25 protein-coding genes are annotated in these 24,747 nt (G+C 71.6%); 21 read left to right on the forward strand and 4 right to left on the reverse strand.

Translation table 11 applies throughout. The annotated features are described in order from the left end of the window. Positions 1–18 precede the first annotated feature (18 nt). Together IEY71_RS04235 and IEY71_RS04240 are read left to right on the forward strand one after the other, a co-directional pair. Entirely contained in the window at positions 19–978 is a 960-nt protein-coding gene (locus IEY71_RS04235; RefSeq protein WP_229781633.1) for an alpha-ketoacid dehydrogenase subunit beta, read from the forward strand. Between the two features lie 91 nt (positions 979–1,069). After that, positions 1,070–2,479: a dihydrolipoamide acetyltransferase family protein gene (locus IEY71_RS04240; protein ID WP_189084022.1), complete on the forward strand. Its 1,410-nt coding sequence runs from the start codon at positions 1,070–1,072 to the stop codon at positions 2,477–2,479. A 21-nt stretch (positions 2,480–2,500) separates the two neighbouring features. Here the strand turns inward: IEY71_RS04240 and IEY71_RS04245 are convergent, their stop codons facing one another. Continuing rightward, positions 2,501–3,361 (reverse strand): hypothetical protein, encoded by an 861-nt coding sequence (locus IEY71_RS04245; protein ID WP_189084023.1) that lies wholly within the window; start codon positions 3,359–3,361, stop codon positions 2,501–2,503. Positions 3,362–3,387: 26 nt separating this feature from the next. After that, on the reverse strand, positions 3,388–3,876 hold the full coding sequence (locus IEY71_RS04250) for a GNAT family N-acetyltransferase (protein WP_189084024.1): 489 nt from the start codon (positions 3,874–3,876) through the stop codon (positions 3,388–3,390). Between the two features lie 171 nt (positions 3,877–4,047). Between IEY71_RS04250 and IEY71_RS04255 the strand changes: the two genes are divergently transcribed. The 11 genes from IEY71_RS04255 to IEY71_RS04305 all read left to right on the forward strand — a co-directional run bounded on the left by IEY71_RS04255 (position 4,048) and on the right by IEY71_RS04305 (position 15,769). Beyond that, positions 4,048–5,130: a metal ABC transporter substrate-binding protein gene (locus IEY71_RS04255; RefSeq protein ID WP_189084025.1), complete on the forward strand. Its 1,083-nt coding sequence runs from the start codon at positions 4,048–4,050 to the stop codon at positions 5,128–5,130. A 5-nt stretch (positions 5,131–5,135) separates the two neighbouring features. Next, positions 5,136–5,897 carry a metal ABC transporter ATP-binding protein gene (locus IEY71_RS04260; protein WP_229781519.1) on the forward strand — a complete coding sequence of 254 codons (762 nt, stop codon included), beginning with the start codon at positions 5,136–5,138 and terminating at the stop codon, positions 5,895–5,897. Positions 5,898–5,967: 70 nt separating this feature from the next. Then, positions 5,968–6,900, forward strand: a complete 933-nt coding sequence (locus IEY71_RS04265) for a metal ABC transporter permease (protein ID WP_189084027.1) — start codon at positions 5,968–5,970, stop codon at positions 6,898–6,900. Then, on the forward strand, positions 6,900–7,739 hold the full coding sequence (locus IEY71_RS04270) for a metal ABC transporter permease (protein WP_189084028.1): 840 nt from the start codon (positions 6,900–6,902) through the stop codon (positions 7,737–7,739). Before IEY71_RS04265 ends, IEY71_RS04270 begins: the two co-directional genes overlap by 1 nt. After that, the gene (locus IEY71_RS04275) at positions 7,736–8,134 is read left to right on the forward strand and encodes a Fur family transcriptional regulator (protein WP_189084029.1); all 399 of its coding nucleotides are present in this window, start codon (positions 7,736–7,738) and stop codon (positions 8,132–8,134) included. The genes IEY71_RS04270 and IEY71_RS04275 overlap by 4 nt, the downstream gene beginning before the upstream one ends. Positions 8,135–8,444: 310 nt before the next feature. Continuing rightward, a complete protein-coding gene (locus IEY71_RS04280) occupies positions 8,445–9,935 on the forward strand; it encodes a quaternary amine ABC transporter ATP-binding protein (RefSeq protein ID WP_189084030.1) in 1,491 nt (496 codons plus the stop codon). Then, positions 9,932–10,888, forward strand: a complete 957-nt coding sequence (locus IEY71_RS04285) for an ABC transporter permease (protein WP_189084031.1) — start codon at positions 9,932–9,934, stop codon at positions 10,886–10,888. Before IEY71_RS04280 ends, IEY71_RS04285 begins: the two co-directional genes overlap by 4 nt. 121 nt (positions 10,889–11,009) lie before the next feature. Further along, on the forward strand, positions 11,010–11,900 hold the full coding sequence (locus IEY71_RS04290; protein WP_189084032.1) for a glycine betaine ABC transporter substrate-binding protein: 891 nt from the start codon (positions 11,010–11,012) through the stop codon (positions 11,898–11,900). A 214-nt stretch (positions 11,901–12,114) separates the two neighbouring features. After that, positions 12,115–13,488 (forward strand): glutamate decarboxylase, encoded by a 1,374-nt coding sequence (gad, locus tag IEY71_RS04295; protein WP_189084033.1) that lies wholly within the window; start codon positions 12,115–12,117, stop codon positions 13,486–13,488. A gap of 9 nt (positions 13,489–13,497) precedes the next feature. Beyond that, a complete protein-coding gene (gene gadC / locus IEY71_RS04300; RefSeq protein ID WP_189084034.1) occupies positions 13,498–15,000 on the forward strand; it encodes a glutamate/gamma-aminobutyrate antiporter GadC in 1,503 nt (500 codons plus the stop codon). A gap of 91 nt (positions 15,001–15,091) precedes the next feature. Next, on the forward strand, positions 15,092–15,769 hold the full coding sequence (locus tag IEY71_RS04305) for a hypothetical protein (protein ID WP_189084035.1): 678 nt from the start codon (positions 15,092–15,094) through the stop codon (positions 15,767–15,769). A gap of 26 nt (positions 15,770–15,795) precedes the next feature. Here IEY71_RS04305 and IEY71_RS04310 read toward each other — a convergent pair whose 3' ends face one another. Next, positions 15,796–16,188, reverse strand: a complete 393-nt coding sequence (locus tag IEY71_RS04310; protein WP_189084036.1) for a hypothetical protein — start codon at positions 16,186–16,188, stop codon at positions 15,796–15,798. Between the two features lie 228 nt (positions 16,189–16,416). On the opposite strand from IEY71_RS04310, the gene rpmB reads away from it, so the two are divergent. From rpmB to IEY71_RS04335, 5 genes are all read left to right on the forward strand, one after another. Further along, complete coding sequence (gene rpmB / locus IEY71_RS04315; protein WP_189084037.1) at positions 16,417–16,653, forward strand: 50S ribosomal protein L28; 237 nt, start codon at positions 16,417–16,419, stop codon at positions 16,651–16,653. Further along, on the forward strand, positions 16,653–16,820 hold the full coding sequence (gene rpmG, locus IEY71_RS04320; protein ID WP_021760158.1) for a 50S ribosomal protein L33: 168 nt from the start codon (positions 16,653–16,655) through the stop codon (positions 16,818–16,820). The genes rpmB and rpmG overlap by 1 nt, the downstream gene beginning before the upstream one ends. 3 nt (positions 16,821–16,823) lie before the next feature. Then, complete coding sequence (gene rpsN, locus IEY71_RS04325; RefSeq protein WP_189084038.1) at positions 16,824–17,129, forward strand: 30S ribosomal protein S14; 306 nt, start codon at positions 16,824–16,826, stop codon at positions 17,127–17,129. 270 nt (positions 17,130–17,399) lie between these two features. Beyond that, the gene (locus IEY71_RS04330; protein ID WP_189084039.1) at positions 17,400–17,687 is read left to right on the forward strand and encodes an HU family DNA-binding protein; all 288 of its coding nucleotides are present in this window, start codon (positions 17,400–17,402) and stop codon (positions 17,685–17,687) included. A 127-nt stretch (positions 17,688–17,814) separates the two neighbouring features. Then, entirely contained in the window at positions 17,815–19,842 is a 2,028-nt protein-coding gene (locus tag IEY71_RS04335) for a bifunctional copper resistance protein CopD/cytochrome c oxidase assembly protein (protein ID WP_229781520.1), read from the forward strand. A gap of 27 nt (positions 19,843–19,869) precedes the next feature. On the opposite strand, the gene IEY71_RS04340 is transcribed toward IEY71_RS04335, so the two are convergent. Next, entirely contained in the window at positions 19,870–20,916 is a 1,047-nt protein-coding gene (locus tag IEY71_RS04340; protein ID WP_189084040.1) for a hypothetical protein, read from the reverse strand. A gap of 157 nt (positions 20,917–21,073) precedes the next feature. Here IEY71_RS04340 and IEY71_RS04345 point away from each other — a divergent pair, with 157 nt between their 5' ends. The 3 genes from IEY71_RS04345 to IEY71_RS04355 all read left to right on the forward strand — a co-directional run bounded on the left by IEY71_RS04345 (position 21,074) and on the right by IEY71_RS04355 (position 24,713). Continuing rightward, positions 21,074–22,378: an ATP-dependent DNA helicase gene (locus tag IEY71_RS04345; protein WP_189084041.1), complete on the forward strand. Its 1,305-nt coding sequence runs from the start codon at positions 21,074–21,076 to the stop codon at positions 22,376–22,378. A gap of 180 nt (positions 22,379–22,558) precedes the next feature. Continuing rightward, on the forward strand, positions 22,559–23,806 hold the full coding sequence (locus tag IEY71_RS04350; RefSeq protein ID WP_189084042.1) for a serine hydrolase domain-containing protein: 1,248 nt from the start codon (positions 22,559–22,561) through the stop codon (positions 23,804–23,806). Positions 23,807–23,870: 64 nt separating this feature from the next. Continuing rightward, a complete protein-coding gene (locus IEY71_RS04355; RefSeq protein ID WP_189084043.1) occupies positions 23,871–24,713 on the forward strand; it encodes a class II glutamine amidotransferase in 843 nt (280 codons plus the stop codon). The last annotated feature ends 34 nt before the right edge of the window (positions 24,714–24,747 follow it).

Here is a 24,747-nt window from a genome sequence, read left to right on the forward strand (position 1 = left end):
GGCGTGCAGACGCTGTCCATGGCGAAGGCCATCACGGCGGGGCTCCGCGAGGCGCTGCGCGCCGACGAGAAGGTGCTGCTGATGGGCGAGGACATCGGCCCGCTCGGCGGCGTCTTCCGCGTCACCGAGGGCCTGCAGGCCGAGTTCGGCGACCGCCGCGTGCTCGACACCCCGCTCGCCGAGTCCGGCATCGTGGGCACGGCGATCGGCCTCGCGATGCGCGGCTACCGCCCGGTCATCGAGATCCAGTTCGACGGCTTCATCTTCCCCGCCTTCGACCAGATCACGACGCAGCTCTCCCGCATCAACCTGCGGCACGGCGGCGCCATGCCGATGCCCATCGTGATCCGCGTGCCCTACGGCGGCCACATCGGCTCGATCGAGCACCACCAGGAGAGCCCCGAGGCGTACTTCGCGCACACACCGGGCCTGCGGGTCGTGAGTCCCTCGAACCCGCACGACGCGTACTGGATGATCCAGGAGGCCATCGCCTCGAACGACCCCGTGCTCTACTTCGAGCCGAAGAGCCGCTACTGGCCGAAGGGCCCGGTCGACCTCGACCACGCCGGCATCCCGCTGCACGAGAGCCGCATCGTGCGCCAGGGCACCGACGTCACCGTCGTCGGCCACGGCGCCATGGTCGCCACGCTCCTGCAGGCCGCCGACATCGCCGCCGGCGAGGGCACGAGCCTCGAGGTCGTCGACCTCCGCAGCCTCTCCCCCATCGACTACGGACCGCTGCTCGAGTCCGTGCACCGCACCGGCCGCCTGGTCGTCGCGCAGGAGGCGTACGGCAACGTCTCCGTCGGTTCCGAGATCGCCGCCACCGTCGCCGAGCGGGCGTTCTACTCGCTCGAGGCCCCGGTGCTCCGCGTCTCCGGCTTCGACACCCCGTTCCCGCCCGCCGCCCTCGAGACCGAGTATCTGCCGAGCCCCGACCGGGTGCTCGAGGCCGTCGACCGGGCCCTGGCCTTCTGATGCATGCCGGGTCCAGCATGCGGCATCGAGCAGGCTGGACCCGGCATCGCGCAACACCGCACGACCCTTCGAACGAGAGGCGCACCCGCCCATGAGCGAGATCCGGTTCCCCCTTCCCGACGTCGGCGAGGGCCTCACCGAGGCTGAGATCGTGCAGTGGAAGGTCGCCCCCGGCGACCGCATCGCGCTCGACCAGGTGTTCGTCGAGATCGAGACCGCGAAGTCGCTCGTGGAGCTGCCCAGCGCCTACGAGGGCGTCGTCGCCGAGCTGCTCGTCGACGAGGGCTCGACCGTCGACGTGGGCACCCCGATCCTGGTCATCCAGACGGATGCCTCGAGCGGCATGAATGCGGGCGCGCCCGCGGCTCCGGCCGGTGCCGCCGCCCCGGCTCCCGCGGCGGACGCGGCCGAGCTCGTCGCCGACACCGCCGCCTCCATCGCGGGCGACGAGGGCGGGGCCGTGCTCGTCGGCCACGGGGCATCCGGTCCTGCGCTCAGCCGTCGTCGCCGCCACCCCGTCGCCGACGGCGCGCACGCCCACCTCGGCGACGCCCACGTGCCGCCCGCTCCCCCGACGGCGCCGGCGGTCGAGGCCGCGCCGGTCGCGGCATCCGCTCCGCGCCCCTCGGTCGAGTCGCAGATCCCCGTCATCGCGAAGCCGCCGATCCGCAAGCTCGCCAAGGACCTCGGCGTCGACCTCTCCCGGGTCACCCCGACCGGCCCGATCGGCGACATCACGCGCGACGACGTCATCCGGGAGGCGACGCAGGCGAGCGTCTTCCGCAACATCCAGACCCCGGAACTCCCGGAGGGCCGCGAGACCCGCATCCCGGTGAAGGGCGTGCGCAAGGCGATCGCCTCGGCGATGGTGCAGAGCGCCTTCACCGCGCCGCACGTCTCGGTCTTCGCCGACGTCGACGCCACCCGCACCATGGAGTTCGTGAAGCGGCTCAAGGCCTCCCCCGACTTCGCGGGCGTGAAGGTCTCGCCGCTGCTCATCATGGCCAAGGCGATGATCTGGGCCGTCCGCCGCAACCCGACCGTCAACGCGCAGTGGACCGACGAGGAGATCATCGTCAAGCACTTCGTGAACCTCGGCATCGCCGCGGCGACCCCTCGCGGGCTCATCGTGCCGAACGTGAAGGACGCGCAGAACATGTCGATGGTCGAGCTCGCGGCCGCGCTCGAGCAGCTGACGCTCACCGCGCGCGAGGGCAAGACGCAGCCGGCCGAGATGCAGCACGGCACGATCACGATCACGAACATCGGCGTCTTCGGCATGGACACGGGCACGCCGATCCTGAACCCGGGCGAAGTCGCGATCGTCGCGCTCGGCACCATCAAGCAGAAGCCCTGGGTCGTCGACGGCGAGGTGCGGCCGCGCTACGTGACGACGATCGGCGGCTCCTTCGACCACCGCGTCGTCGACGGCGACGTGGCGAGCCGCTTCCTCGCGGACGTCGCCGCGATCATCGAGGAGCCGGCGCTGCTCCTCGAGTGAGCAGCGCGGCCGTGGTCGCGATCACTCCCACGGGGCGACTGCTCGCGCGGTGGGCGGGAGCGGCGGCTCCAGCGTGAGTGCGAGCCCGGCCTGCTCCGCGAGCGCGATCAGCTCGGCCGACGCGGTCGCGGGAGTGTCGTCGCGCAGCTCGACGGTGACGGCGCCGTCCTCGATCGCGACGGTGCCGGTGCCGAGCTCCTGCGCTCGTTCGACGAGCGGCAGGAAGGGGGCGAGCTCCGTGTCGGCGGAGAGCAGTGCGGCGAGGTGCACGTGATCGGGCAGATTCTGGTCGCCGTCCTCGTCCCAGGAGCCGCGGAAGTCGAGCGGGACGCCGGGCAGCTCGGAGCGCACGTCGCGAATGGCCTCGGCAAGGCGGGCGCGGTCGGTCGAGGTGAGCGTGACCAGGAGCGGGTCGTCGCCGCCCGCCTCCGGACCCTGGAGCGAGACGCCGAAGCGCCCCTCGAAGCCCTCGCCGAGCCGTTGCATCGCGGCGCTCGCCTGAGCGAAGCGGACGAGCCCGGGCTCCGACAGGCAGGTGGTGCCGGACTCGGGCGAGAACACATTCAGCACCGTGCCCGGCGCGAGCGAGTCCTCCTTCGTCGCGATCGAGATCATGGCCACCTCGACGTCGCCCTCGCAGCTCAGCTGAGCGATGCGGCGGGCGTCGTCCTCGGTCAGGGCGGGGTCGAGGACGAGGTCGAGCCGGTGCTCCGCCGGAGTGACGACACCGCCGGCGAGATCGGCGCGTGCCGAGAGCACGCCGGGGAGGCCGTCGAGGCGGGCCGCCAGGTTCTGCAGTTCGGGCGCCTGGCCGAGGCATCCGGCGAGCAGGACGATGGTCGACAGGCCGGCGACGACTGCGGCGACCGGTCGAATGCGCATCACTCCATCATGCCGCTCGGCGGCGGTCAGGCGAAGCGGCGCTCGTAGACGAGCTGGCCGTCCACCTCTGCGCTGCGCTGCATGCCGGCGTGCTCGAGCGCCCGACGGGCCGGCAGATTCTCGACCTCCGCGTGAGCGCGCACGAGCGTGGCGCCGGCCGAGCGAGCCAGCTCGAGGGCCGCGACCACGGTGGGGACCGAGAGCCCCTGCCCGCGCACCGCGGGCACGAGTCCGAACGCGAACTCGACCGCGCCATGCTCGTCGGGCGGGCCGAAGAGGTTCACTCCCCCGATCGCCGCGCCCTCGGCGCCGCGATGCACGAGGTACGGGCCGAAGGGCGCCGGGTCGCCGTCCTCGCGGACGGTGCGCACGAACTCGCGCAGCAGCTCGGGCTCCTCGGTGAAGGCGTAGCCGCCCTCCCACCCGGCCGTCGCATCGATCTCGCCGGCGAGCAGGCGCTCGGCCTCGGCGACGGTGAACGGATGCAACGTGATGGGCTCGGTCGTCGTATCCACGTGCTTCACTCTCCCACGTTCCGATGACGCGCAGGTTTCGGATGTGCGTCCGGTGTCATGCGGTGACGTCGCGAGACGGCGGATGACCCCGCCGCGGGCCGCAGCGACCCCGACCCGGTCGGCGCCATGATGGTTTTGACAATCATTATCAATAAGCGTACCGTCGAGGTCATGACCGCACGACGCCGCATCCGCCGACCCGCCCTCGCCATCGCCTCGCTCGCGATCGGCACCACCGGGGTCCTCGTGCTCGCCGGCTGCGCCGGCGGGGGCGCGGCCGCCGATGGCGGCGACGGCGTCTCGATCGTCGCGACGACCACGCAGGTGGGCGACTTCACCCGTGAGCTCGTGGGCGGCGAGGCGAAGGTCACCCAGCTCCTCGGTCCCGGGCAGAGCGCCCACGGCTTCGACCCCTCGGCGGCGCAGCTCGCCGCGATCGCGAGCGCCGACGCGCTCGTCGTGAACGGCGCCGGCCTCGAGGGCTGGGTCGACGACGCGGTCGCCGCCTCCGGCTTCGACGGCAAGCTCATCGACGCGAGCACGGGCATCGAGCTCTTCGGCACGCACGATCACGATCACGATCACGGCGACGAGACGGCCGACGAGCACGCCGAGCACGGCGACGAGACGGCCGACGAGCACGCTGCGGACGACTCGCACGACGGCCACGACCACAGCGGCGGCAACCCGCACATCTGGACCGATCCCGAGCTCGCCGAGCAGATGGTCGAGAACATCGCCGACGGTCTCGCCGAGGTGCCCGGGCTCGACGCCGCGACGATCGACGCGAACGAGTCGGCGTACACCGCGAAGCTCGCCGCGCTCGACGAGTGGATCGAGCAGAACGTCTCGCAGGTGCCCGTCGCCCAGCGGCTGCTCGTCACCAACCACGATGCCTTCACCTACTTCGTCGAGGCCTACGACCTCACCTTCGTCGGCAGCGTCATCCCGAGCTTCGACGACAACGCCGAGCCCTCGGCCGCCGAGATCGACGAGCTCGTGAAGAAGATCCGCGAGACCGGCGTCAAGGCCGTGTTCTCGGAGGGCTCGATCTCGCCCAAGGCCGCGGAGACGATCGCGACGGAGGCCGGGGTCGCCGTGTACTCCGGCGAGGACGCGCTGTACGGCGACGCGCTCGGCGCCGAGGGCACCGATGGCGCCACCTACCTCGGCAGCCAGGAGCACAACGTGCGGCTGATCCTGGAGTCGTGGGGCGTCGTGCCGACCGAGCTCCCCGCCGTGCTGCAAAAATGACGAGCATGACCGATCCCGTCCTGGAGCTGCTGGGGGCCGCGTTCACGCACCCCGGCGGCTCCGGCGTCTCGGGGCTCGACTTCGCGATCGCCCCGGGGGAGGCGGTCGCGCTCGTCGGTCCCAACGGCGCCGGCAAGTCGACCCTGCTCAAGGGGCTGCTCGGCCTGGTGCCGAAGACGGCGGGCCGGGTGCGCATCGCCGGCAGTGAACATGCCGCGAACGGCATGATCGGGTTCCTGCCGCAGACCGCCGAGCTCGATCCGGAGTTCCCGATCACGCTCGAGCAGGTCGTGATGCAGGGGCGGTACCGCAAGCTCGGGCTGTTCCGCTGGCCGGGTCGCGCCGACCGCGCAGCCGTGCGCCGGGCGCTCGAGTCCGTCGGGCTCGCGCCGCTCGCGAAGCGGCGCTACGGCGAGCTCTCCGGTGGCCAGCGCCAGCGCGGCCTGCTCGCCAGGGCGCTCGCCTCGGAGCCGGTGCTGCTCCTGCTCGACGAACCGTTCAACGGCCTCGACCAGCCGAACCGGGACGCCCTGATCGAGACGCTCCGGCGGTTGAAGACCGAGCGGGTCTCGGTGCTCGTCTCCACCCACGACCTCGAGCTCGCGCGCCAGGTCTGCGACGCCGTGCTCTTCGTGAACGGCGAGCAGCTCGCCTTCGGCCCGATCGACCAGGTGCTCACCCTCGCCAACGTGCAGGAGTGCTTCGAGGGCGTTGAGGTCGAAGTCGACGAGCACACCCTCGTCGTTCCCGGGCACGAGGGGCATTGATGCCGCGAACCGCATATCTCGGCGCGGGCCGCGCGGCGGGCCCAGCCTCGCCGGCGGGGGAGTGGCGCGCATGAGCCTCGGCGACGCGCTCTTCGGTGCGTTCGCGATGCCGTTCATGGGCCGGGCGCTCTTCGTGATGCTCGTGCTCGCCGTGGTCGCTGGCGTGATCGGCGTGCTCGTGAACCTCCGCGGGCTCGAGTTCATCACCGACGGGCTCACGCACGCGGTGTTCCCCGGGCTCGCGATCGGCCTCGCCCTCGGCGGCACGGCCGGACTCATCCCCGGTGCCGCCGTCGCAGCGCTGGCCGCCGCGCTCGTGCTCACCTGGCTCGACCGGGCCGGCATCACCTCCGACGCGGCGATCGCGATCGTGCTCACCGCGACCTTCAGCATCGGCGTGATCGTGGTCTCGCGCAGCGACGACTACGCGGGCGAGCTCGAGGCCCTGCTCTTCGGGCGCGTGCTGACCGTGCCCCCCGAGCAGCTCGTACCGCTCGTCGGCGTCTCGCTGCTCGCCCTGCTCGCGATCGGGGTGACGATGAAGCAGCAGCTGCTGCGCGCCTTCGACCCCGCCGGCAGCCGCGCGATGGGCGACTCGGCCCTTGCCCTCGACCTCGTGCTCAACGCCGCCGTCGCGCTCGTCGTGGTCGCGGCCTCGGCCACGATCGGATCGCTCCTCGTGCTCGCGCTGCTCATCGTGCCCGGGGCGGTCGCACGGCTCGTCACCGTGCGCCTCTGGTGGCTGTTCCCGATCGCCGCGGCGTTCGCGGCGGTCGCGGCGTGGCTCGGCCTCGCGGCGAACTACGCGATCTCGCTCGGCGCGGGCGTCGACCTGCCGGCCGGTTCGACGATCGTCGCGGTCTTCGTGCTCGGCTACGGGCTCGTGCTCGCGGTCGCGCTGCTCGCCGGGCGCCTCGCCCGGCGTGCGCGCCCCGAGCACTCGGCCGGGCCGGCGGCGACGACGACGGCGGCGGCAGCCGCGACGGCGGGGGAGGCGGCCTGATGGGCTACTTCGAGCGCGCGCTCCTCGCGGCCGTCGTGATCGGTGCCGGCGCGGGCTTCGTCGGCGCCCTCGTCGTGCTGCGCCGGCGCACCTTCTTCGCGCAGGCGCTCACGCACGCCACCTATCCGGGCGCGGTCGCGGCGGCGGCGCTCGGCGTCAGTGTTCCCCTCGGCGCGGCGGTCGCCTCGGTCGCGATCGTCGCGATCATGGCGGGCATCGCCCGGGTGCGCCGGCAGGGCGCGCAGGTCGCCGCCGGCGTCGTGCTGACCGCCGGATTCGCCGCGGGCGCCCTGCTTCAGGCGAGCCTGCCCGGCATGCCGGTGCACGCCGAGTCGTTCCTGGTGGGCTCGATCCTGACCGTCACCGACGGCGACATCCTGCTGGCCGCGGTCGTCGCGGTCGCCGCCGTCGTCCTCGTGGCGGCCTTCGGCACGCGGATCTTCTTCTCGACCTTCGATCCGTCGGGATTCCGGGCGGCCGGCTTCCGGGAGTGGCCCGTCGAGCTCCTGGTGCTCGCGCTCATCGCCGCCTCCGTGGTCTCCTCGCTGCCCGCGGTCGGGGCCATCCTCGCGATCGCGCTCATCGCCGCACCGGCCGCCGCCGCGCGGTTGGTCGTGTCGAGCTATCGGGGGGTGCTGCTCGTCGCCCCCGTCATCGGTGCGGCGTCCGGGATCATCGGCGTGCTGGTCTCGCGCGCCTTCGCGATCGCGGCGGGGCCGTCGATCGCGCTCGCCGCGACGGCGTTCTTCGCCGTCGCCTTGGGCGTTTCCAAGCTTCGACGGCTACCGTGGAGGGAGCAGATCCCGGTCGAGACGGCAGAGGACGCACGCATCGCATGAAACGCAACACCTGGCAGCGCGAGGCCGTTCGCGAGGCCCTCGACGACACCGAGGGCTTCATCAGCGCACAGGCCCTGCACTCGGCGCTGCACGCCAACGGGTCGCCGATCGGATTGGCGACCGTGTACCGGGCGCTCGGCGACCTCGCCTCGAGCGGCGAGGCCGACTCCCTGCAGTCCCCGGAGGGCGAGGCGCTCTACCGCGCGTGCTCGACGACGGGGCATCACCACCACCTGATCTGCCGCAACTGCGGGCTCACGGTCGAGATCGCGGCCGACGAGGTCGAGGCCTGGGCCAAGGGCGTCGCCGCCGAGCACGGCTTCACCCAGGCCGCCCACGTGGTCGACGTCTTCGGCCTCTGCGCGAACTGCACCAAGCTCGCCGCCGCCGGCTGAGCGGCCGGAGAAGCCCAGATCAGAGGATATTTCCAACCGTTCGGTTTGAGTTCTGCTCCCGAAGGTGGATAGCGTGGACGAGGTCCTCGTGACCGTTTGAACCCAGTCCGCGGCCCCGCGGCACCGTGGTGCCAGGGGACGTATGGTGGGGGCGTGGTGCCCGGTCCCGATGGCCGGTCGCGCTGGATCCCCGGATCGCTGGACCGCGTATCGCGCTCCGCTCCCGGATCCCGGATCGCCCTGACCCGGCCGTGACTCGTGCGCGTCAGCACACAGCACCCTCCGCCGGCGCGCCAGGAGCACCCCGTCTATGCCCGTGCGCCCGCAGCAGCCCGACTCCAGCACCCGACCCGACCCGACCACCGAGCTCCAGACTCCCGGGCTCGAACCGCACCCGGACCCGCTCGCGCTCCGCCCCGTCGCCGCCGAGACGCCCGCCATCGAGGTCGCCGGCCTCACCAAGTTCTTCGGCCGCCGCCCCGGCGAGGCCCTCGAGCGCTTGCGCCGCGGCGCGAGCCGCGAGGAGCTCGCCGGACTCGGTACCGCCGCCGTCATCGACGCCGACTTCCAGGTCGCGCAGGGCGAGATCTTCGTCGTCATGGGCCTCTCCGGCTCCGGCAAGTCGACGCTCATCCGGATGCTGAACGGCCTGCTTCCCGCGACCGCCGGCACCGTCTCGGTGATGGGGGAGCGGATCACCGGCATCGCGCCGAAGCGCCTCCGCGAGGTGCGCCGCCGGCACGTGTCGATGGTGTTCCAGCACTTCGCCCTGCTGCCGCACCGGAACGTGCGCGACAACGCCGCCTACGGGCTCGAGATCCAGGGCGTCGCGCCGGCGGAGCGCCGGGAGCGCGCCGAACGGATCCTCGAGCGCGTCGGCCTGGGCGGCTGGGGCGACAAGCTCCCGTCCGAGCTCTCCGGCGGCATGCAGCAGCGCGTCGGGCTCGCCCGCGCGCTCGCCGCGGACACCGACATCCTGCTGATGGACGAGGCGTTCAGCGCGCTCGACCCGCTCATCCGCCGCGAGATGCAGGAGCAGCTCATCGAGCTGCAGCAGGAGCTCGGCAAGACGATCGTCTTCATCACGCACGATCTCAACGAGGCGATGTTCCTCGGCGACCGCATCGCGGTCATGCGCGACGGCCGCATCGTGCAGCTCGGCACGGCCGAGGAGATCCTCACCGATCCCGCCGACGACTACGTCGCCCAGTTCGTGCAGGACGTCGACCGGGCGCGCGTGCTCACCGCCGCGAACGTGATGGAGCCGCCGCGCGCGGTCGTCTCCGCCTCGGCCGGCCCGCGCGGCGCCCTGCGCACCATGCGCGACCTGCAGACCTCGATGGCCTTCGTCGTCACCGGCGGACGCCGGCTGCGCGGCGTCATCCGCGACCGCGACGCGCTCCGGCTCGTGCAGCGCGGCGACCGCTCGCTCGAGAGCGCGATCCGCGACGACCACCCGGTCGTGCACCCCGACGAGCACCTCAGCGAACTCCTCGAGACCTCGGTCGAGAGCCCGCTGCCGCTCGCCGTGGTCGACGACGCCGGGCGCCTGCTCGGCGCCGTCCCGCGCGTCACCCTGCTCGCCGCGCTCGGCAACGTCCCAGCCGTGACCGGCGAGCTCGAGATCGTCGAGCCGCCCGCGACCGTCCCGGTCGACGTCGTGACCGCGACGCTCCGCGAGACCGCGGCCGCGGCGCACGAGGACGTCGAGCCGCGCGCGAGCGAGGCGGAGCCCGCCGAGGATGCCGCGCCGGAGCTCGCCCGGCCGGTGGCCGCCGCGACGGAGGGGGGTGCCCGATGAACGGCTTCCGCCTGCCCCTCGGCGAGTGGATCGAAGCGATCTTCCGCACCATCACCGACGTCGCCGGAGGCTTCTTCTCCGCGCTGCGCACGATCTTCCTCGGCGCCTACGACGCGGTGGACTGGCTCTTCTCGGCGCCCCCGTTCTGGGCCGTGATCGTCGCGATCGCGGCGCTCGCCTGGTGGGCGCGCGGCTGGAAGCTCGGGGTCGGCACGGCCCTCGGCCTCCTGGTCATCCTCGGCGTCGACCAGTGGGACAACGCCATGGACTCGCTCGCTCTCGTGCTCGTCGCGAGCGCCATCGCGATCGCGGTCGCGGTGCCGCTCGGCATCCTGGCGGCCCGGAACGACGTCGCGTCCCGCATCATCCGGCCGATCCTCGACTTCATGCAGACGATGCCGGCGATGGTCTACCTCATCCCCGCGCTCGTGCTGTTCCGCGTCGGCGTCGTGCCCGGCATCGTCGCGACGATCGTGTTCGCGATGGCCCCCGGCGTGCGGCTCACCGAGCTCGGCATCCGCGGCGTCGACCGCGAGGTGGTCGAGGCGGGGCAGGCCTTCGGCTCCTCCTCGGGCCGCATCCTGCGGCAGATCCAGCTGCCGCTCGCGATGCCGTCGATCATGGCCGGCGTGAACCAGGTCATCATGCTCTCGCTGTCGATGGTCGTCATCGCCGGCATGGTCGGCGCGGGCGGTCTCGGTGGCCAGGTCGTCGCGAGCCTCACCCGGCTCGACGTCGGCCTCGGTTTCGAGGCCGGGCTCTCCGTCGTCATCCTCGCAGTCATCCTGGACCGCATCACCGGTGCCTTCGGCGGCGGCTTCCGCGGCAGGGCCGGCAAGGCCAAGCCGGGCACGGCCAAGGCGACGGCGAAGGCCCAGGCGGCCACGCCGCAGACCCCCGCCGAGCCCGACTCTGAGCCGCAGCCGCCGCGCGTGCCCGCCGCGACCGCCTGAGCGGCGCCCCGACTCGCGGGCGCCGGCGCCCGACCGCCGGCGCCCGTCGATCCCGCGCGGCGCCCCCGCGCGGAACATCCCCAACACCCGCGACACAGCACGCGGGAGGAAAGGAAGCACCATGAAGAAGCGACACCTCACCTCGGCCCTCGCCATCGGCGCGGCCGCGACGATCGCCCTGGCCGGCTGCGCGGGCGACGGCGGGGGCGGCGGCGACGCCGCCTCCGACAAGCAGCTCACGATCGCCGTGTTCAACGGCTGGGACGAGGGCATCGCCGCCTCCGAGCTCTGGAAGGCGGTGCTGACCGAGCAGGGCTACGACGTCACGCTCGAGTACGCCGACGTCGCGCCGGTCTTCTCCGGCCTCTCCACCGGCGACTACGACCTCACCCTCGACGTGTGGCTGCCGCAGACGCACGCGAGCTACCTCGAGCAGTTCGGGGCCGACATCACCGACCTCGGCGCCTGGAACGAGGAGGCCTCGCTCACGGTCGCGGTCAACGAGGACGCCCCGATCGACTCGCTCGCCGACCTCGCGAAGCACGCCGACGAGTTCGACAACCGCATCGTCGGCATCGAGCCGGGCGCGGGCCTCACCGAGGCGGTGCAGAACGAGACGATCCCGACGTACGGCCTCGACGGCATGGAGTTCGTCACCTCCTCGACGCCGGCCATGCTCTCCGAGTTGACCGCGGCGACCGACGCCGGCGAGAACATCGTCGTCACGCTGTGGCGCCCGCACTGGGCCTACGACGCCTTCCCCCTGAAGGACCTGAAGGACCCCGAGGGCACACTCGGCACCGCCGAGGGCATCCACGCCTTCGGCAGCGGCAGCTTCGCCGACGACCACCCCGAGGTCGCGGAGTGGCTGTCCAACTTCGAGATGGACAGCGAGCTGCTCTACTCGCTCGAGAACGCCATGTTCAACGAGCACACGGGTGACGACTACGAGCAGGTCGTCGCCGACTGGATCGCCGACAACCGGGAGTGGGTCGACGGCCTGACGAAGTAGCACCACGCGCGCACCGAGGGTGCGCCGCCGACGCGGATGCCGCGGGCCGCACCGGCCCGCGGCATCCGTCGTCTTCCGGCGAACCCTGGACGCCGCCCGCGATCTTCCGTAGCATCCGACTCGGATGCAGGTTCGGGGGGACCCATCCGTCGCCGCCCGCGGCATCCGCGCCGGCACCGAGCTCCGGTGCCGGATCTCGATGCTGGGGGGCCACATGTCCGAACGACTCGACTCCGATGAGACGCCGAACTTCTCGAGGCCGGGGGAGGCGACGGTCGCGGCGCGGCACCGCATCCCGCAGGCCGAGTCCCTGCCCGATACGGCGTACCAGATCGTGCACGACGAGATCATGCTCGACGGGAACTCGCGGCTGAACCTCGCCACCTTCGTGGGCACGTGGATGGACGACGAGGCCAAGAAGCTGTACGAGGACTCGTTCGACAAGAACATGATCGACAAGGACGAGTACCCGCAGACCGCGGCGATCGAGGACAACTGCTGGCGGATGCTCGCGAACCTCTGGAACGCGCCGGACGCGAGCACCGCGATCGGCACCTCGACGATCGGCTCCTCGGAGGCGTGCATGCTCGGCGGCCTGGCGTTCAAGCGCCGCTGGCAGCAGGCCCGCCGTGCGGCGGGCAAGGACACGAGCTCGCCGAACCTCGTGATGTCGAGCGCGGTGCAGGTGTGCTGGGAGAAGTTCTGCAACTACTTCGACGTCGAGCCGCGCTTCGTGCCGATCTCCGAGGAGCACAAGACGCTCGACGGCCACGGCCTCGAGCAGTACGTCGACGAGAACACCATCGGCGTGGTGGCGATCATGGGCGTCACCTACACCGGCATGTACGAACCCGTCGACGAGATCTCGAAGGCGCTCGACGCCATCCAGGCGAAGACGGGCCTCGACATCCCGATCCACGTCGACGGGGCCTCCGGCGCGATGATCGCGCCGTTCCTGCAGCCCGACACGGTGTGGGACTTCCGCCTGGAGCGGGTGCACTCGATCAGCACCTCCGGGCACAAGTACGGGCTGGTGTACCCGGGCCTCGGCTGGGTGGTCTGGCGCGAGGCGCAGTGGCTGCCGGACGACCTCGTGTTCAAGGTGAGCTACCTCGGCGGCGAGATGCCGACGTTCGCGCTGAACTTCTCCCGGCCGGGCGCGCAGGTGCTGCTGCAGTACTACGCGTTCCTGCGGCTCGGCATCGACGGCTACACCGCGGTGCAGCAGGCCTCGCAGGATGTCGCGAAGTACCTCTCGGCGGGCATCGCGAAGATCGGCGCGTTCGAGCTGTGGAACGACGGCAGCGACATCCCCGTCTTCGCGTGGCGGCTGAAGGCCGGGCACACGAAGAACTGGAACCTGTACCACCTGCAGGACCGGCTCAGGATGAAGGGATGGCTCGTCCCCGCCTATCCCATGCCGGACGACCTCGCCGACCTCACCGTGCAGCGCATCGTCGTGCGCAACGGGCTCAGCATGGACCTCGCCGAGGACCTGCTCGAGGCGATCCAGACCGAGACCGCGTACCTCGACGCCCTCGAATCGCCGATGCCGGTCGAGGGCCAGCACCCCGGGTTCCACCACTAGGGGTGCGAGATGGCTCAGCACCGCACCGAGGCCGCGCGCACCTCGAACCATCCGCTCGCGCCGCACAACCCGGCGACCGCCTTCCTCGGCGTCGGCCAGCTGGCCCTGCTCACCCTCGTCGTCGTCGCGAGCCTGCGCTCGCTGCCGGCGATGGCGGTGTTCGGGCTCGGCAGCATCACCCTGTACCTGATCCCGGCGATCTTCTTCCTGATCCCGACGGCGCTCGTCGCCGCCGAGCTCGCGACCGGGTGGAAGGGCGGCGTCTACATCTGGGTGCGCGAGGCGCTCGGCAACCGCTGGGGCTTCACGGCGGTCTGGCTGCAGTGGATCCAGAACGTCGTCTGGTACCCGACGCAGCTGTCGTTCATCGCGGCAGCGCTCGCCTTCGTGTTCTTCGACCCCTCGCTGTCGAACTCCGGCTTCTTCACCGCGGTGGTGATCCTGGTGCTCTACTGGGGGTCGACGTTCATCACGCTGCGCGGCGGCAACCTCTTCGCGAAGCTCGGCTCCTGGGGCGGCATCCTCGGCACCCTGCTGCCCGCGGCGCTGCTGATCGTGTTCGGCGCGATCTGGGTGTTCAGCGGCGAGAAGAGCCAGGTGCCGCTCGAGGCATCCGCCATCATCCCGCCGTTCACCGGCCTCGCCTCGATCGTGCTGATCGTGTCGAACGTGCTCGCCTACGCGGGCATGGAGGTCAACGCGGTGCACGTGAACCAGATGAAGGACCCGGGCCGCGGATACCCGCGCTCGGTGCTGCTCGCCTCGGTGCTGATCCTCGCCGTGTTCATCCTGCCGACGCTCGCGATCTCGGTCGCGGTGCCGCAGAAGGAGCTCGGCCTCACGAACGGGATCATGCTCGCCTTCGGCGAGTACTTCCAGCACTGGGGGATGGGGGAGTGGGCCACCGCGATCGTGTCGGCGCTGATCGCGGCGGGCGCGCTCGCCTCGGTCATCACCTGGGTCGCCGGGCCGTCGAAGGGCGTGCTCGCCGCCGCCGAGACGGGGCTGCTGCCGCCGCTGCTGCAGAAGCGCAACACGGAGGGCGTGCAGTCCGGCATCCTCATGCTGCAGGGCACGATCGTGACCGTGCTCGCGGCGATCTTCATCATCGTGCCCGACGTGAGTTCGGCGTTCGTCGCGCTCATCGACATGGCCGCGGCGCTCTACCTGATCATGTACATGATGATGTTCGCCTCCGCGATCGTGCTGCGGCGCACGCAGCCGAACGTGAAGCGGGCGTACCGCGTGCCGGCGCTCGACTTCGTCGCCGGGGTCGGCTTCCTCGCCTGCCTCGCGGCGTTCCTGCTGGCGTTCATCCCGCCCGACGGGTTCAGCGCGTTCTCGCCCGCCGCGTACCCGTGGATCGTCGGCGTCGTCATCGTCGTGCTCGGCGTGCCGCCGCTCATCTTCTACGCCGTCAGACGGCCCAGCTGGGACCGGCGCAGCGAGGCCGACAAGCAGAAGCACGGCACGCACGAGGAGGATGCCGCACCGCCGCCGGCATCCGCCTGATCGTCCCGCTCGGCGAGGGGGTGCCGCGCCTGGCATCCCCTCGCGGCGTCCGTGCTTGCGAGCGGGGCTCGCGGCTGAGAGGATGCCGACCGTGCGGCGTCGCGTTCCCGGAGTGCTCAGCAGTGCCGCGGTGATCGCCGCGGTGCTGTGCGGATGCGCCCTCGCGGCGCCGACTCGGCCCGATGGCCCGCAGCCTGCGTCCGCGGGCAGCTCCCCGACCGCCTCTGCGCCGACCGCCCCTGCTCCGACGGGAGACGCGCGCGGCGCACTGACCGGTGCGGCGGTCGCCGCGGTCGCGCCCGGCTGGGAGCCCTCGCCCTTCACCGGCTTCGTGGAGGCTCCCGACGGTCACGCCTACGGCGGCGACTGCCGGGCGAGCGCCTGGGACGTCCTCTCCCTGACCGAGGCGGCGACGCGCGTCGCCCGCACCTTCCGCACCACGACGGAGGCGGAGCCGAGGCCCCACCTCACGCTCGGTGTGGTGGCGCTCCCGCCCGAGGATCGTCAGCGGGATCTCGACGCCCTCGACCACCAGTTCAGCTCCTGCGTCGGCGAGGGCCCCGACGGCGTCGTCCGTCAACTGCCGCTGACCGTCGTGCCCGACTGGTCGGGCCTGCACCAGGTGGGCGGGGATCGCGACCTCTACTGGGCCCCGTACGGAGCGGGCATCGTGCTGGCTCAGCTCGATCCCGGCGCCGACGGGCTGGACGAGGAGCTCGTGCGGGACCTCCGGGCGATCCTGGCGGCGCAGCTCGCCGAGCTCGAGTAATCGCGTCTCGCGTCTCGCGCCTCGCGTCAGAGGATGAGCGTGCCGTACATGAGCGAGTCCAGCACGACGCTCGCGAGCTGCACCACGAGCGTGAACGCGCCGCTCACCAGGCCGCCGATCGCCGCCCAGCGGAGCCGCGGAGGGGCGCTCGTCCGCGCGCCGATGGCGCCGACGACGACGAGGGCGAGGGCCAGCGACAGCGAGACCGCGGTGACCGCCGCGGACACCACGGCGAAGCGGTCGCCCGCCGCGAGGACGCGGAAGAGGAACGGGGTCATCAGGATGACGACCGCGTGCACGCCCAGCAGGACGAGGCAGACGAGGCCCGGCACGTTGAGCGGCCGGGCGGGCTGCGGCGAGACCGCGACGGCCTGGGCGGCTCGGCTCGGCTCGGCGGTCTCCATCTCCTGCGCTGCCATGCGGGAGACGCTACCAAGATTCGAACCCGCGTGGTATCCCCGACCGCAGAGCCCGCGCCCGGATTCGGCCTGGGGTGGGGGATCTGCTAGGCTGGCTCGTTGGCTGGGTACATCCACTGCCCAGTTCGTAGGCGAATCCCTCGTATTCTTCCGCGCAAGCGGTGGGCGTCGCCTGCAGACAAGAGACCTTGGGAGGGGCGATCCGCCCCTCGGTATTGGAGGAAACCAATGGCAGCAGTGTGCCAGGTGACCGGCGCCGTTCCCGGCTTCGGTCACAACATCTCGCACTCGCACCGTCGGACGAAGCGCCGCTTCGACCCGAACGTGCAGAAGAAGACGTACTACGTGCCCTCGCTTCGTCGCAGCGTGACGCTGAACGTGTCCGCCAAGGGCATCAAGGTGATCGACGCCCGTGGCATCGACGCCGTCGTCCGTGACATCCAGGCTCGTGGGGTGAAGCTCTAATGGCGAAGCAGCAGGACATCCGTCCCATCATCAAGCTCCGTTCGACGGCCGGCACCGGGTACACCTACGTGACCCGCAAGAACCGTCGCAACAACCCCGACCGTCTCGTGCTCAAGAAGTACGACCCCGTGGTGCGCAAGCACGTCGACTTCCGAGAGGAGCGCTAAGACATGGCGAAGAAGAGCAAGATCGCGCGCAACAAGCAGCGCCAGGAGGTCGTGGACCGCTACGCCGCCAAGCGCGCCGAGCTGAAGAAGGCGCTCGTCGACCCGAACGGCACCGACGAGTCGCGCGAGGCCGCCCGCGTCGGCCTGCAGAAGCTCCCCCGCAACGCCTCGCCGGTTCGCCTGCGCTCGCGTGACGCCATCGACGGCCGCCCCCGTGGTGTGCTCTCGAAGTTCGGCATCTCGCGTGTCCGCTTCCGCGACATGGCGCACAAGGGCGAGCTGCCCGGCATCACCAAGTCGAGCTGGTAAGCCAGCCCGCACCCGCTTCACGACGAGGGGCGTCCCGGTTCTCCGGGGCGCCCCTTCTCGCGTCCGGACTCCCTCCGGGCACGTCGGCGTTCGCCATGGGCGCACGACACGCCGGTGCGAGAATGCGGGAATGATCCGGAAATCCGCGTGATTCCGGGGAATTCTGTTACATTCGAGGCGGCCTGAACGGCCCCGGGGGTGGTTGGACGATCGTTCCCGAGTTCTTCAACAAGTGCTGTTCCGACAGCGAACGTCCGAGGAGGACACTCAATGGCTGACAAGTCGCTGAACAAGACCGAGCTCGTCGCGAAGATCGCTGCTTCGACCGGTCAGAGCCAGGCCACCGTCGACTCCGTGCTCGGCGGTCTCTTCGACGCCCTCGCCGAGTCGGTCGGCTCGGGCACCAAGGTCTCCATCCCGGGCTGGCTCGCCGTCGAGCGCTCGCACCGCGCCGCTCGCACCGGCCGCAACCCGCAGACCGGCGCCACCATCGAGATCCCGGCCGGCTACTCGGTCAAGGTCACCGCGGGCTCGAAGCTCAAGGCTGCCGCCAAGTAAGTCTTCGCGACGCTCGAAGGGCGATCGGCTCCGGCCGGTCGCCCTTCGTCGTTCCGCGACGCCGGTGACGGACGGGCCGCCGGCCGCGGCGGAGAAGGCCCCCAGGTGCAGCGCCTAGGCTGGTGCGGTGCCCCGTTCCGTTCGTGTGCTCGGCCCTGCCGTGCTCGTCGCCGCTGCGCTCATCGCGGTCCTCGTGGGCCTCGCCTTCGGCGGGGGCGCCGACCCGGTCCTGATCCAGGACCCCGGTCCCATCGTGCGCTGGAGCCTCCCGGTCGCGAAGCTCCTCGTGAACCTCGGCGCCGCGGGCATGATCGGCTCGCTCGTGCTGGCGCTCTGGGCGCTCAGCCCGGAGCGCGAGGAGTTCAACGCGGCCCTCGACGTCGCGGCCGCCTCCGCCGCGGTGATGACCGTCGCGAGCGCCGCGGCCGGCCTCATCACCTTCCTCGACGTGACGGGCGTGCCCTTCGATCTGGGCGAGCGCTTCGGCATGCAGCTCGGGCAGTTCGTGACGAGCATCGGGCTCGGCCAGGCCTGGCTGACGACGACCCTCGTCGCCGCCGCCGTGACGGTGCTCTGCTTCGCCGTGCGCAACCACACCGCCCTCGTCTTCGTCGCCGTGCTCGCGGTGTTCTCGCTCGTGCCGCTCGCCCAGCAGGGGCATGCCGCCGGCGCCTCCGGGCACAACCAGGCGATCACCGCGCTCGGCCTGCACCTCGTGTTCGCCGCGGTCTGGCTGGGCGGGCTGATCACGATCGTGCTGCTGCAGCGCCGGCTCGGCGGGGAGCGGCTCGTCGTCGTCCTCGCCCGCTACTCGACCGTCGCCCTCATCTGCTTCATCGTCGTGGCGATCTCGGGCTACGCGAGCGCGGCGCTGCGCATCGGCAGCTGGGACGCGCTCGGCACGCCCTACGGCATCCTCGTCATCGCGAAGGTGGGCGCCCTCATCGCGCTCGGCTGCTTCGGCGCGCTGCAGCGCACCTGGCTGATCGGGCGGATGCAGCGCAAGCAGCTCGCGGCCGAGGCATCCGCCGGCGGTGCGAAGACGGATGCCTCGGCGCGCAAGCCCTTCGCGGAGTTCTGGTGGTTCGTGGTCGCCGAGCTCGCCTTCATGGGCATCGCCTCGGGTGTCGCGGCGGCCCTCGCCCGCACCGCGACGCCGGTCTCCGAGGACGTCGCCGGCGACCTCGCCCGCACGCCCGCCGAGATCCTCACGGGCGAGCTGCTGCCGCCGTGGCCTGACTGGTACCGCTTCGTCACCGAGTGGAAGCCCGACCTGATCTGGCTGCTCGCCTGCGGCTTCGGCATCTTCTTCTACCTCGCGGGCGTGCGCCGGCTCCGCCGCCGGGGCGACAGCTGGCCGATCTACCGCGCCGTGCTCTGGGTGTCGGGCCTGCTGCTGCTCGCGTACCTCACGAGCGGCGGCGTGAACGCCTACCAGGAGTACCTCTTCTCGGCGCACATGCTCGGCCACATGGGCCTCACGATGGCCGTGCCGGTGCTGCTCGTGCCCGGGGCGCCGGTGACGCTCATCGCGCGGGCGGTGCAGGCGCGCAAGGACGGCTCCCGCGGCGGCCGCGAGTGGGTGCTGCTCGCGGTGCACTCGAAGTTCGCCGGGATCATCGCGAACCCCTTCGTCGCCGCGGCCCTCTTCGTCGGCTCGCTCTGGGTGTTCTACTACTCGCCGCTGTTCCGCTGGTCGATGGTCGACCACATCGGGCACGAGTGGATGATCACGCACTTCCTCATCACGGGGTACCTGTTCGTGCAGTCGCTCGTGGGCATCGACCCGGTGCCGTACCGCTTGCCGTACGCGTTCCGGCTGCTGCTGCTGCTCGGCACGATGGCGTTCCACGCCTTCTTCGGCCTCGCGATCATGATGTCGACGGGGCTCATGCTCGCCGACTGGTACGGCGCGATGGGCTGGGGCACCGACGCGCTCGCCGATCAGCAGCTCGGCGGCGGCATCGCCTGGTCGATCGGCGAGATCCCGACCCTGGCGCTCGCGGTGACGGTCGCGATCCAGTGGGCGCGCAGCGACGAGAAGGAGTCCCGCCGCCGCGACCGGCACGCGGACCGCACGGGGGACGCCGAGCTCGAGGCGTACAACGCGCAGCTCGCCGCGATCGCGGAGCACGACCGGGCGCCGCGCGACTGAAGCGGGGCGGGCGCGGGCGCGTTCGGACTACTTCAGCTGCACCGCGATCGAGCCGTCCGGCTTGATGCGCGCGTCGAGCGCGACGGTGAAGCCGCGGTCCTCCTCGAGCGTGGAGACCTCGCCGTCGAACAGCGACTGCACCTCGACCGAGATGTGGGCGGTGCCCGCCGTGGCCGGCATCTCGAAGGCGGACTCGCCTGCGGTGAGCGTGACGGTCGGGCTCGCGACCATCGACCACACCGGCGCGCTCAGGATGCGGTCGTCGATGTCGATGCCGAAGGGGCAGTCGGTCGGATTCAGGACCTGCTGCTCGACGCAGCCCTGCAGGTAGAGGTCGAGCTGCGCCTGCACGCGGTCGACGAACGCCTGCGTCGGCTGGGCGTCGACCGTGACGGCGCCCCGCTTGCCGGGTTCCGCGACGGCGGTGACGTGCGGGGCCTGCAGCAGCTGCGAGTCGTACTCGAACTCGTAGGCGGCGGGGGCGATCGCGAGGTACGGCGTCGTCTGCGTGAAGTTCGCCAGCTCGTCCTCGGGCTTCGTGGCCCGGGTGTCGAGGGTGAGGTCGCCGACCGTGAACTGGGGCGAGTGCGCCGCGGTGACGTCGATGATCGCGAGCGGGCTCTCGGCGAAGGCCCAGCGGTGCAGGACGCCGTAGAGCGGCTCGATCGGCTTCACCTCGAACGTCGTCTCGGCGATGGAGGTGCCGATCCGGTAGCTCGCCGTGACGGAGTGCGTGCCGTCGTCGTGCTGCACGTCCTCGACGATGCGGACATCGGCCGGACCGGAGTCCACGATGCCGGAGCGCAGCATCGCGGTCGACACATCGGTCGGCAGCCCGAGCTCGGCCAGCGCGTCGGCGTTGAGCGCCACGCCAGGAGTGGTGGCCGCCGTCGCGAGGTCGTCGTCGGCGATGGCCGAGAGGTAGCGCTGCACGAAGTTGGAGGCGCCGTACACGCTCTGGTTCAGTCCGCCGAGGGCGGCGAGCAGGGCGCCGCCGAGCAGCGCAGCCGCGCCGACCCAGCCGATGACGGCGAGCGGCGAGATGCGCCCGCGTGCTGCGTCTCGCTTCCCCACCCGGCCAGTCTATGGGCGGCCCTCCAGCGCAGACTGAGGATGTCCCGAGCCGGAGGCCGCCCGGCGCTAGGGTGGGAGCGCGCCCGGCGGGCGCGTCGCCGCGGCTCGCCGTCCGCGGCATCCGCATCCCAGCAGAGAGCAACGAGCCGAGACTCCCGTGCAGTCAGTCACCCTCACCCGCGAGCAGGCCGCGGTGTTCGAGGCGATCGAGCACACCCGCGAGCACGTGTTCGTCACCGGCCGCGCCGGCACGGGCAAGTCGACGCTGCTCAGCCACCTCAACTGGCACACGAAGAAGCAGATCGTGATCTGCGCGCCGACGGGCGTCGCTGCGCTGAACGTGGGCGGCCAGACCATCCACTCGCTGTTCCGTCTGCCGATCGGGGTCATCGCCGATCACGCGATCGACCAGAACGACCAGGTGCGCAAGATCCTGAACGCCATGGACACGCTCGTCATCGACGAGGTGTCGATGGTGAACGCCGACCTCATGGACGCCATGGACCGCGCCCTGCGGCAGGCCCGGCAGCGCCAGGCCGAGCCCTTCGGCGGCGTGCAGGTGGTGCTGTTCGGCGACCCGTACCAGCTCGCGCCGGTGCCGGGCGATCTCGAGGAGCGGCGCTACTTCGCCGACACCTACCGCTCGATGTGGTTCTTCGACGCCAAGGTGTGGGGCGAGACCTCGCTGCGCATCTTCGAGCTCGGCGAGGTGCACCGGCAGAGCGACGACCGCTTCAAGTACATGCTGAACGCCGTGCGGCACGGCATGGTCACCGCGGAGATCGCGGGCGTGCTGAACGAGACGGGGGCGCGCCGCCCGCTGCCCGAGCAGGGCGCGATCACGCTCGCGACGACGAACGACACCGTCAACCGCATCAACCGGGCGCAGCTGAAGCGGCTGCCGGGCGAGCCGCTCGCGAACCCGGCCGAGGTCAACGGCGACTTCGGGGGCCGCACCTTCCCCGCCGACGAGCGGCTCGAGCTGAAGGTCGGGGCGCAGGTCATGTTCCTGCGGAACGACACCGCGATCGGACCGGACGGGCAGCGCTGGGTGAACGGCACGATCGGCACGGTCGTCTCGCTGGACGGCGAGGTGATCGTCGAGATCGACGGCGAGGAGCACGAGGTCGAGCCGGTCACGTGGGAGAAGTACCGGTACCGCTGGGATCCGGCGGCGAAGAAGCTCGAGCGCGAGATCGTGGCGGAGTTCACCCAGTTCCCGCTGCGCCTGGCGTGGGCCGTCACGATCCACAAGTCGCAGGGGGCGAGCTACGACACGGCCATCGTCGACCTGGGGTCGCGGGTGTTCAGCCCCGGGCAGACGTACGTGGCGCTGAGCCGGCTGACGTCGCTCGAGGGCCTCTACCTGGCGCGCCCGCTGCGGCCGAGCGACATCATCGTCGACCGCGACGTCGAACGGTTCATGTCGGGGGCCATGCGGCCGCAGCTCGACGGCGAGTAACCGCACCAGGCGGTTACATGCCGCAGGATCAGGGATGTCTCGGGGGACCCCCTGACGGGCGCCGCGCGGATGCCGGGGTAGAATCGCAGCGGACACAGGCTAGGGGGGCTGGTGGCTGAGCAACGGCATTCTTCGCGCGCGCGACGCTCTCGGCGTCGCCGTTTCGCGGTCGCCGTCGCCGTGATCGCCTCCGCCTCGCTGGTGCTGACCGCGTGCACCGGCGGCGGCCCCGACCCGGCGCGCAGCTTCGACGAGCTCGATCGCGCACTGCCCGACTCCACCGTCGAGCAGCTGCAGGGCGTCCTCGACGAAGCCGTCCGGCAGAGCGGCTCGAGCGGCGGACTCGCCGGCGTCTGGGCCCCGTGGTCCGGCAGCTGGGAGGGCGTAACCGGTACGACCGGTTTCGAGGACCACGCCGCGAAGGTCACGCCGCAGACCAAGTTCCGCCTGACGACGGGCACCACCGAGATCACCTGCACGGTGCTGCTGCGGCTCGCCGACGCCGGCGTCGTCGGGCTCGACGACCACGTCACCGAGTACGTCGACTCCATGCCGGGCATCGAGGGCATCACGCTCCGCCAGCTCTGCCAGCAGACGTCCGGGCTCGGCGACTTCTACCCGGGCCTCCGCAGTCATTTCGCGGCGAACCCGCAGCGCATCTGGAGCGAGACCGAGCTCATCTCGGGCGGCCTCGCCGCCGGGCGCGCCTCCGCCCCGGGCGAGGGCTGGGCGCCGTCCCAGGCCGGCGTCATGCTGCTGTCCCTCGCGCTCCGCAACGCGACTGGCCGGGACTGGGACGCGCTCGCCGAGGACTACGTGTTCGACCCGCTCGGCATGGAGGACACCGCCATCCCGGCTCCGAGCGATGTCGACCATCACGGCATGCTCGGGGCCTACCTCGCGAAGCCGGGCGACGGCGGCCCGGACTGCGCGGCGCACTTCGACGATTCGAAGCAGTCCAGCTCGATGGGCGGCGCGGCCGCCGGCGCGGTCACGACGCTCGCCGACGCCCAGGCGCTCAGCGAGGCGTTCGCCACCGGTTCGCTGCTCGGCGAGCAGCTCGCCCGCGAGCAGTGGACCCTCGTGCCGATGAGCGGCGACGCCCCGGCCTGGCAGGGCTACGGGGTCGGCGGCGCCCAGTACGGCCCCATGCGCGGCACCGCCGGCGAGGGCGCCGGGGCGCTCACCGCGGCGTTCACCGACCCCAAGTCCGGCCTCACCGTAGTCGTGGCGCTGAACAACTCGACCTCGGGCGCGGACTTCGTGCGCGAGGTGGCGTTCGCGCTCGCCTCGATCGCCTCGAAGTCGAAGGCCGCGCCCGACCACGAACTCCCCATGGTCGAACTGCCCTGGTCGCTCGATCAGGCGGTCGCCAAGATGTCGGAGCTGGCGAAGTGCCCGGCCGAGGAGGTCGCGGCCGCGGAGTGAGCGTCGGCCCGCCCCCGAGGTCGGAGCCGGCATCCGTCGCTCGCTCGGAGAGGAGAAGAGACCGATGTGCCGATGGCTCGCATACTCCGGTGACCCCCTGCAGATCTCACGGGTGGTGCTCGACACGAAGCACTCGCTCGTCGCGCAATCGCTGAACTCGCCGCTCGGCGCCGAGACGGTGAACGGCGACGGTTTCGGCCTCGGCTGGTACGGGCCGTCCCGCGACCCGGGCGACGCCCCGGCGGTGTTCCACAGCATCGAGCCGGCCTGGCACGACGAGAACCTGCGCGAGCTCGCGCAGGCCGTCGAGAGCCAGCTGTTCTTCGCCCATGTGCGGGCCGCGGCCGGGCCGCCCATCCAGCAGACGAACTGCCATCCGTTCCGCTACGGCAGATGGCTCTTCATGCACAACGGGGCGATCGCGGGGTTCGCCGCGATGAAGCGGGAGCTCCTGCTCGAGGTCGCCCCGGAGTTCTTCCTCGGCATCCGCGGCACCACCGACTCGGAGCTCGTGTTCCACCTCGCCCTCACCCACGGGCTCATGGACGAGCCCATCGAGGCGATGGCCCGCACGCTGCGGCGCATCGAGGAGGCGGGTCGCGCCCACGGCGTGACGGCCGCCGTGCAGGGCACCTTCGCGGTGACGGACGGTGCGACGGTCTGGGCGTTCCGCTACTCGAGCGAGCATCGCAGCCGCACGCTCTTCCACTCCGAGGACATCGACGTGCTGCGCGCCATGTACCCCGACTTCGAGCGGTTGCGCGTGTTCGGCACCCGTGCACGGCTGATCGTCAGCGAGCCGTTGAACGACCTGCCCGGCGCGTTCATCGAGGTGCCGGAGTCGACCGCGGTCGTGGTGACCCCGGACGGCGCGTACGAGCACCAGCCGTTCCTCGCCCCCGCCTGACCGCCCCCGACCGCCGAGTGGCCCGACGTTCATG

Origin of the sequence: Agromyces mediolanus (assembly GCF_014648575.1) — a bacterium.
Lineage (GTDB): Bacteria > Actinomycetota > Actinomycetes > Actinomycetales > Microbacteriaceae > Agromyces > Agromyces mediolanus.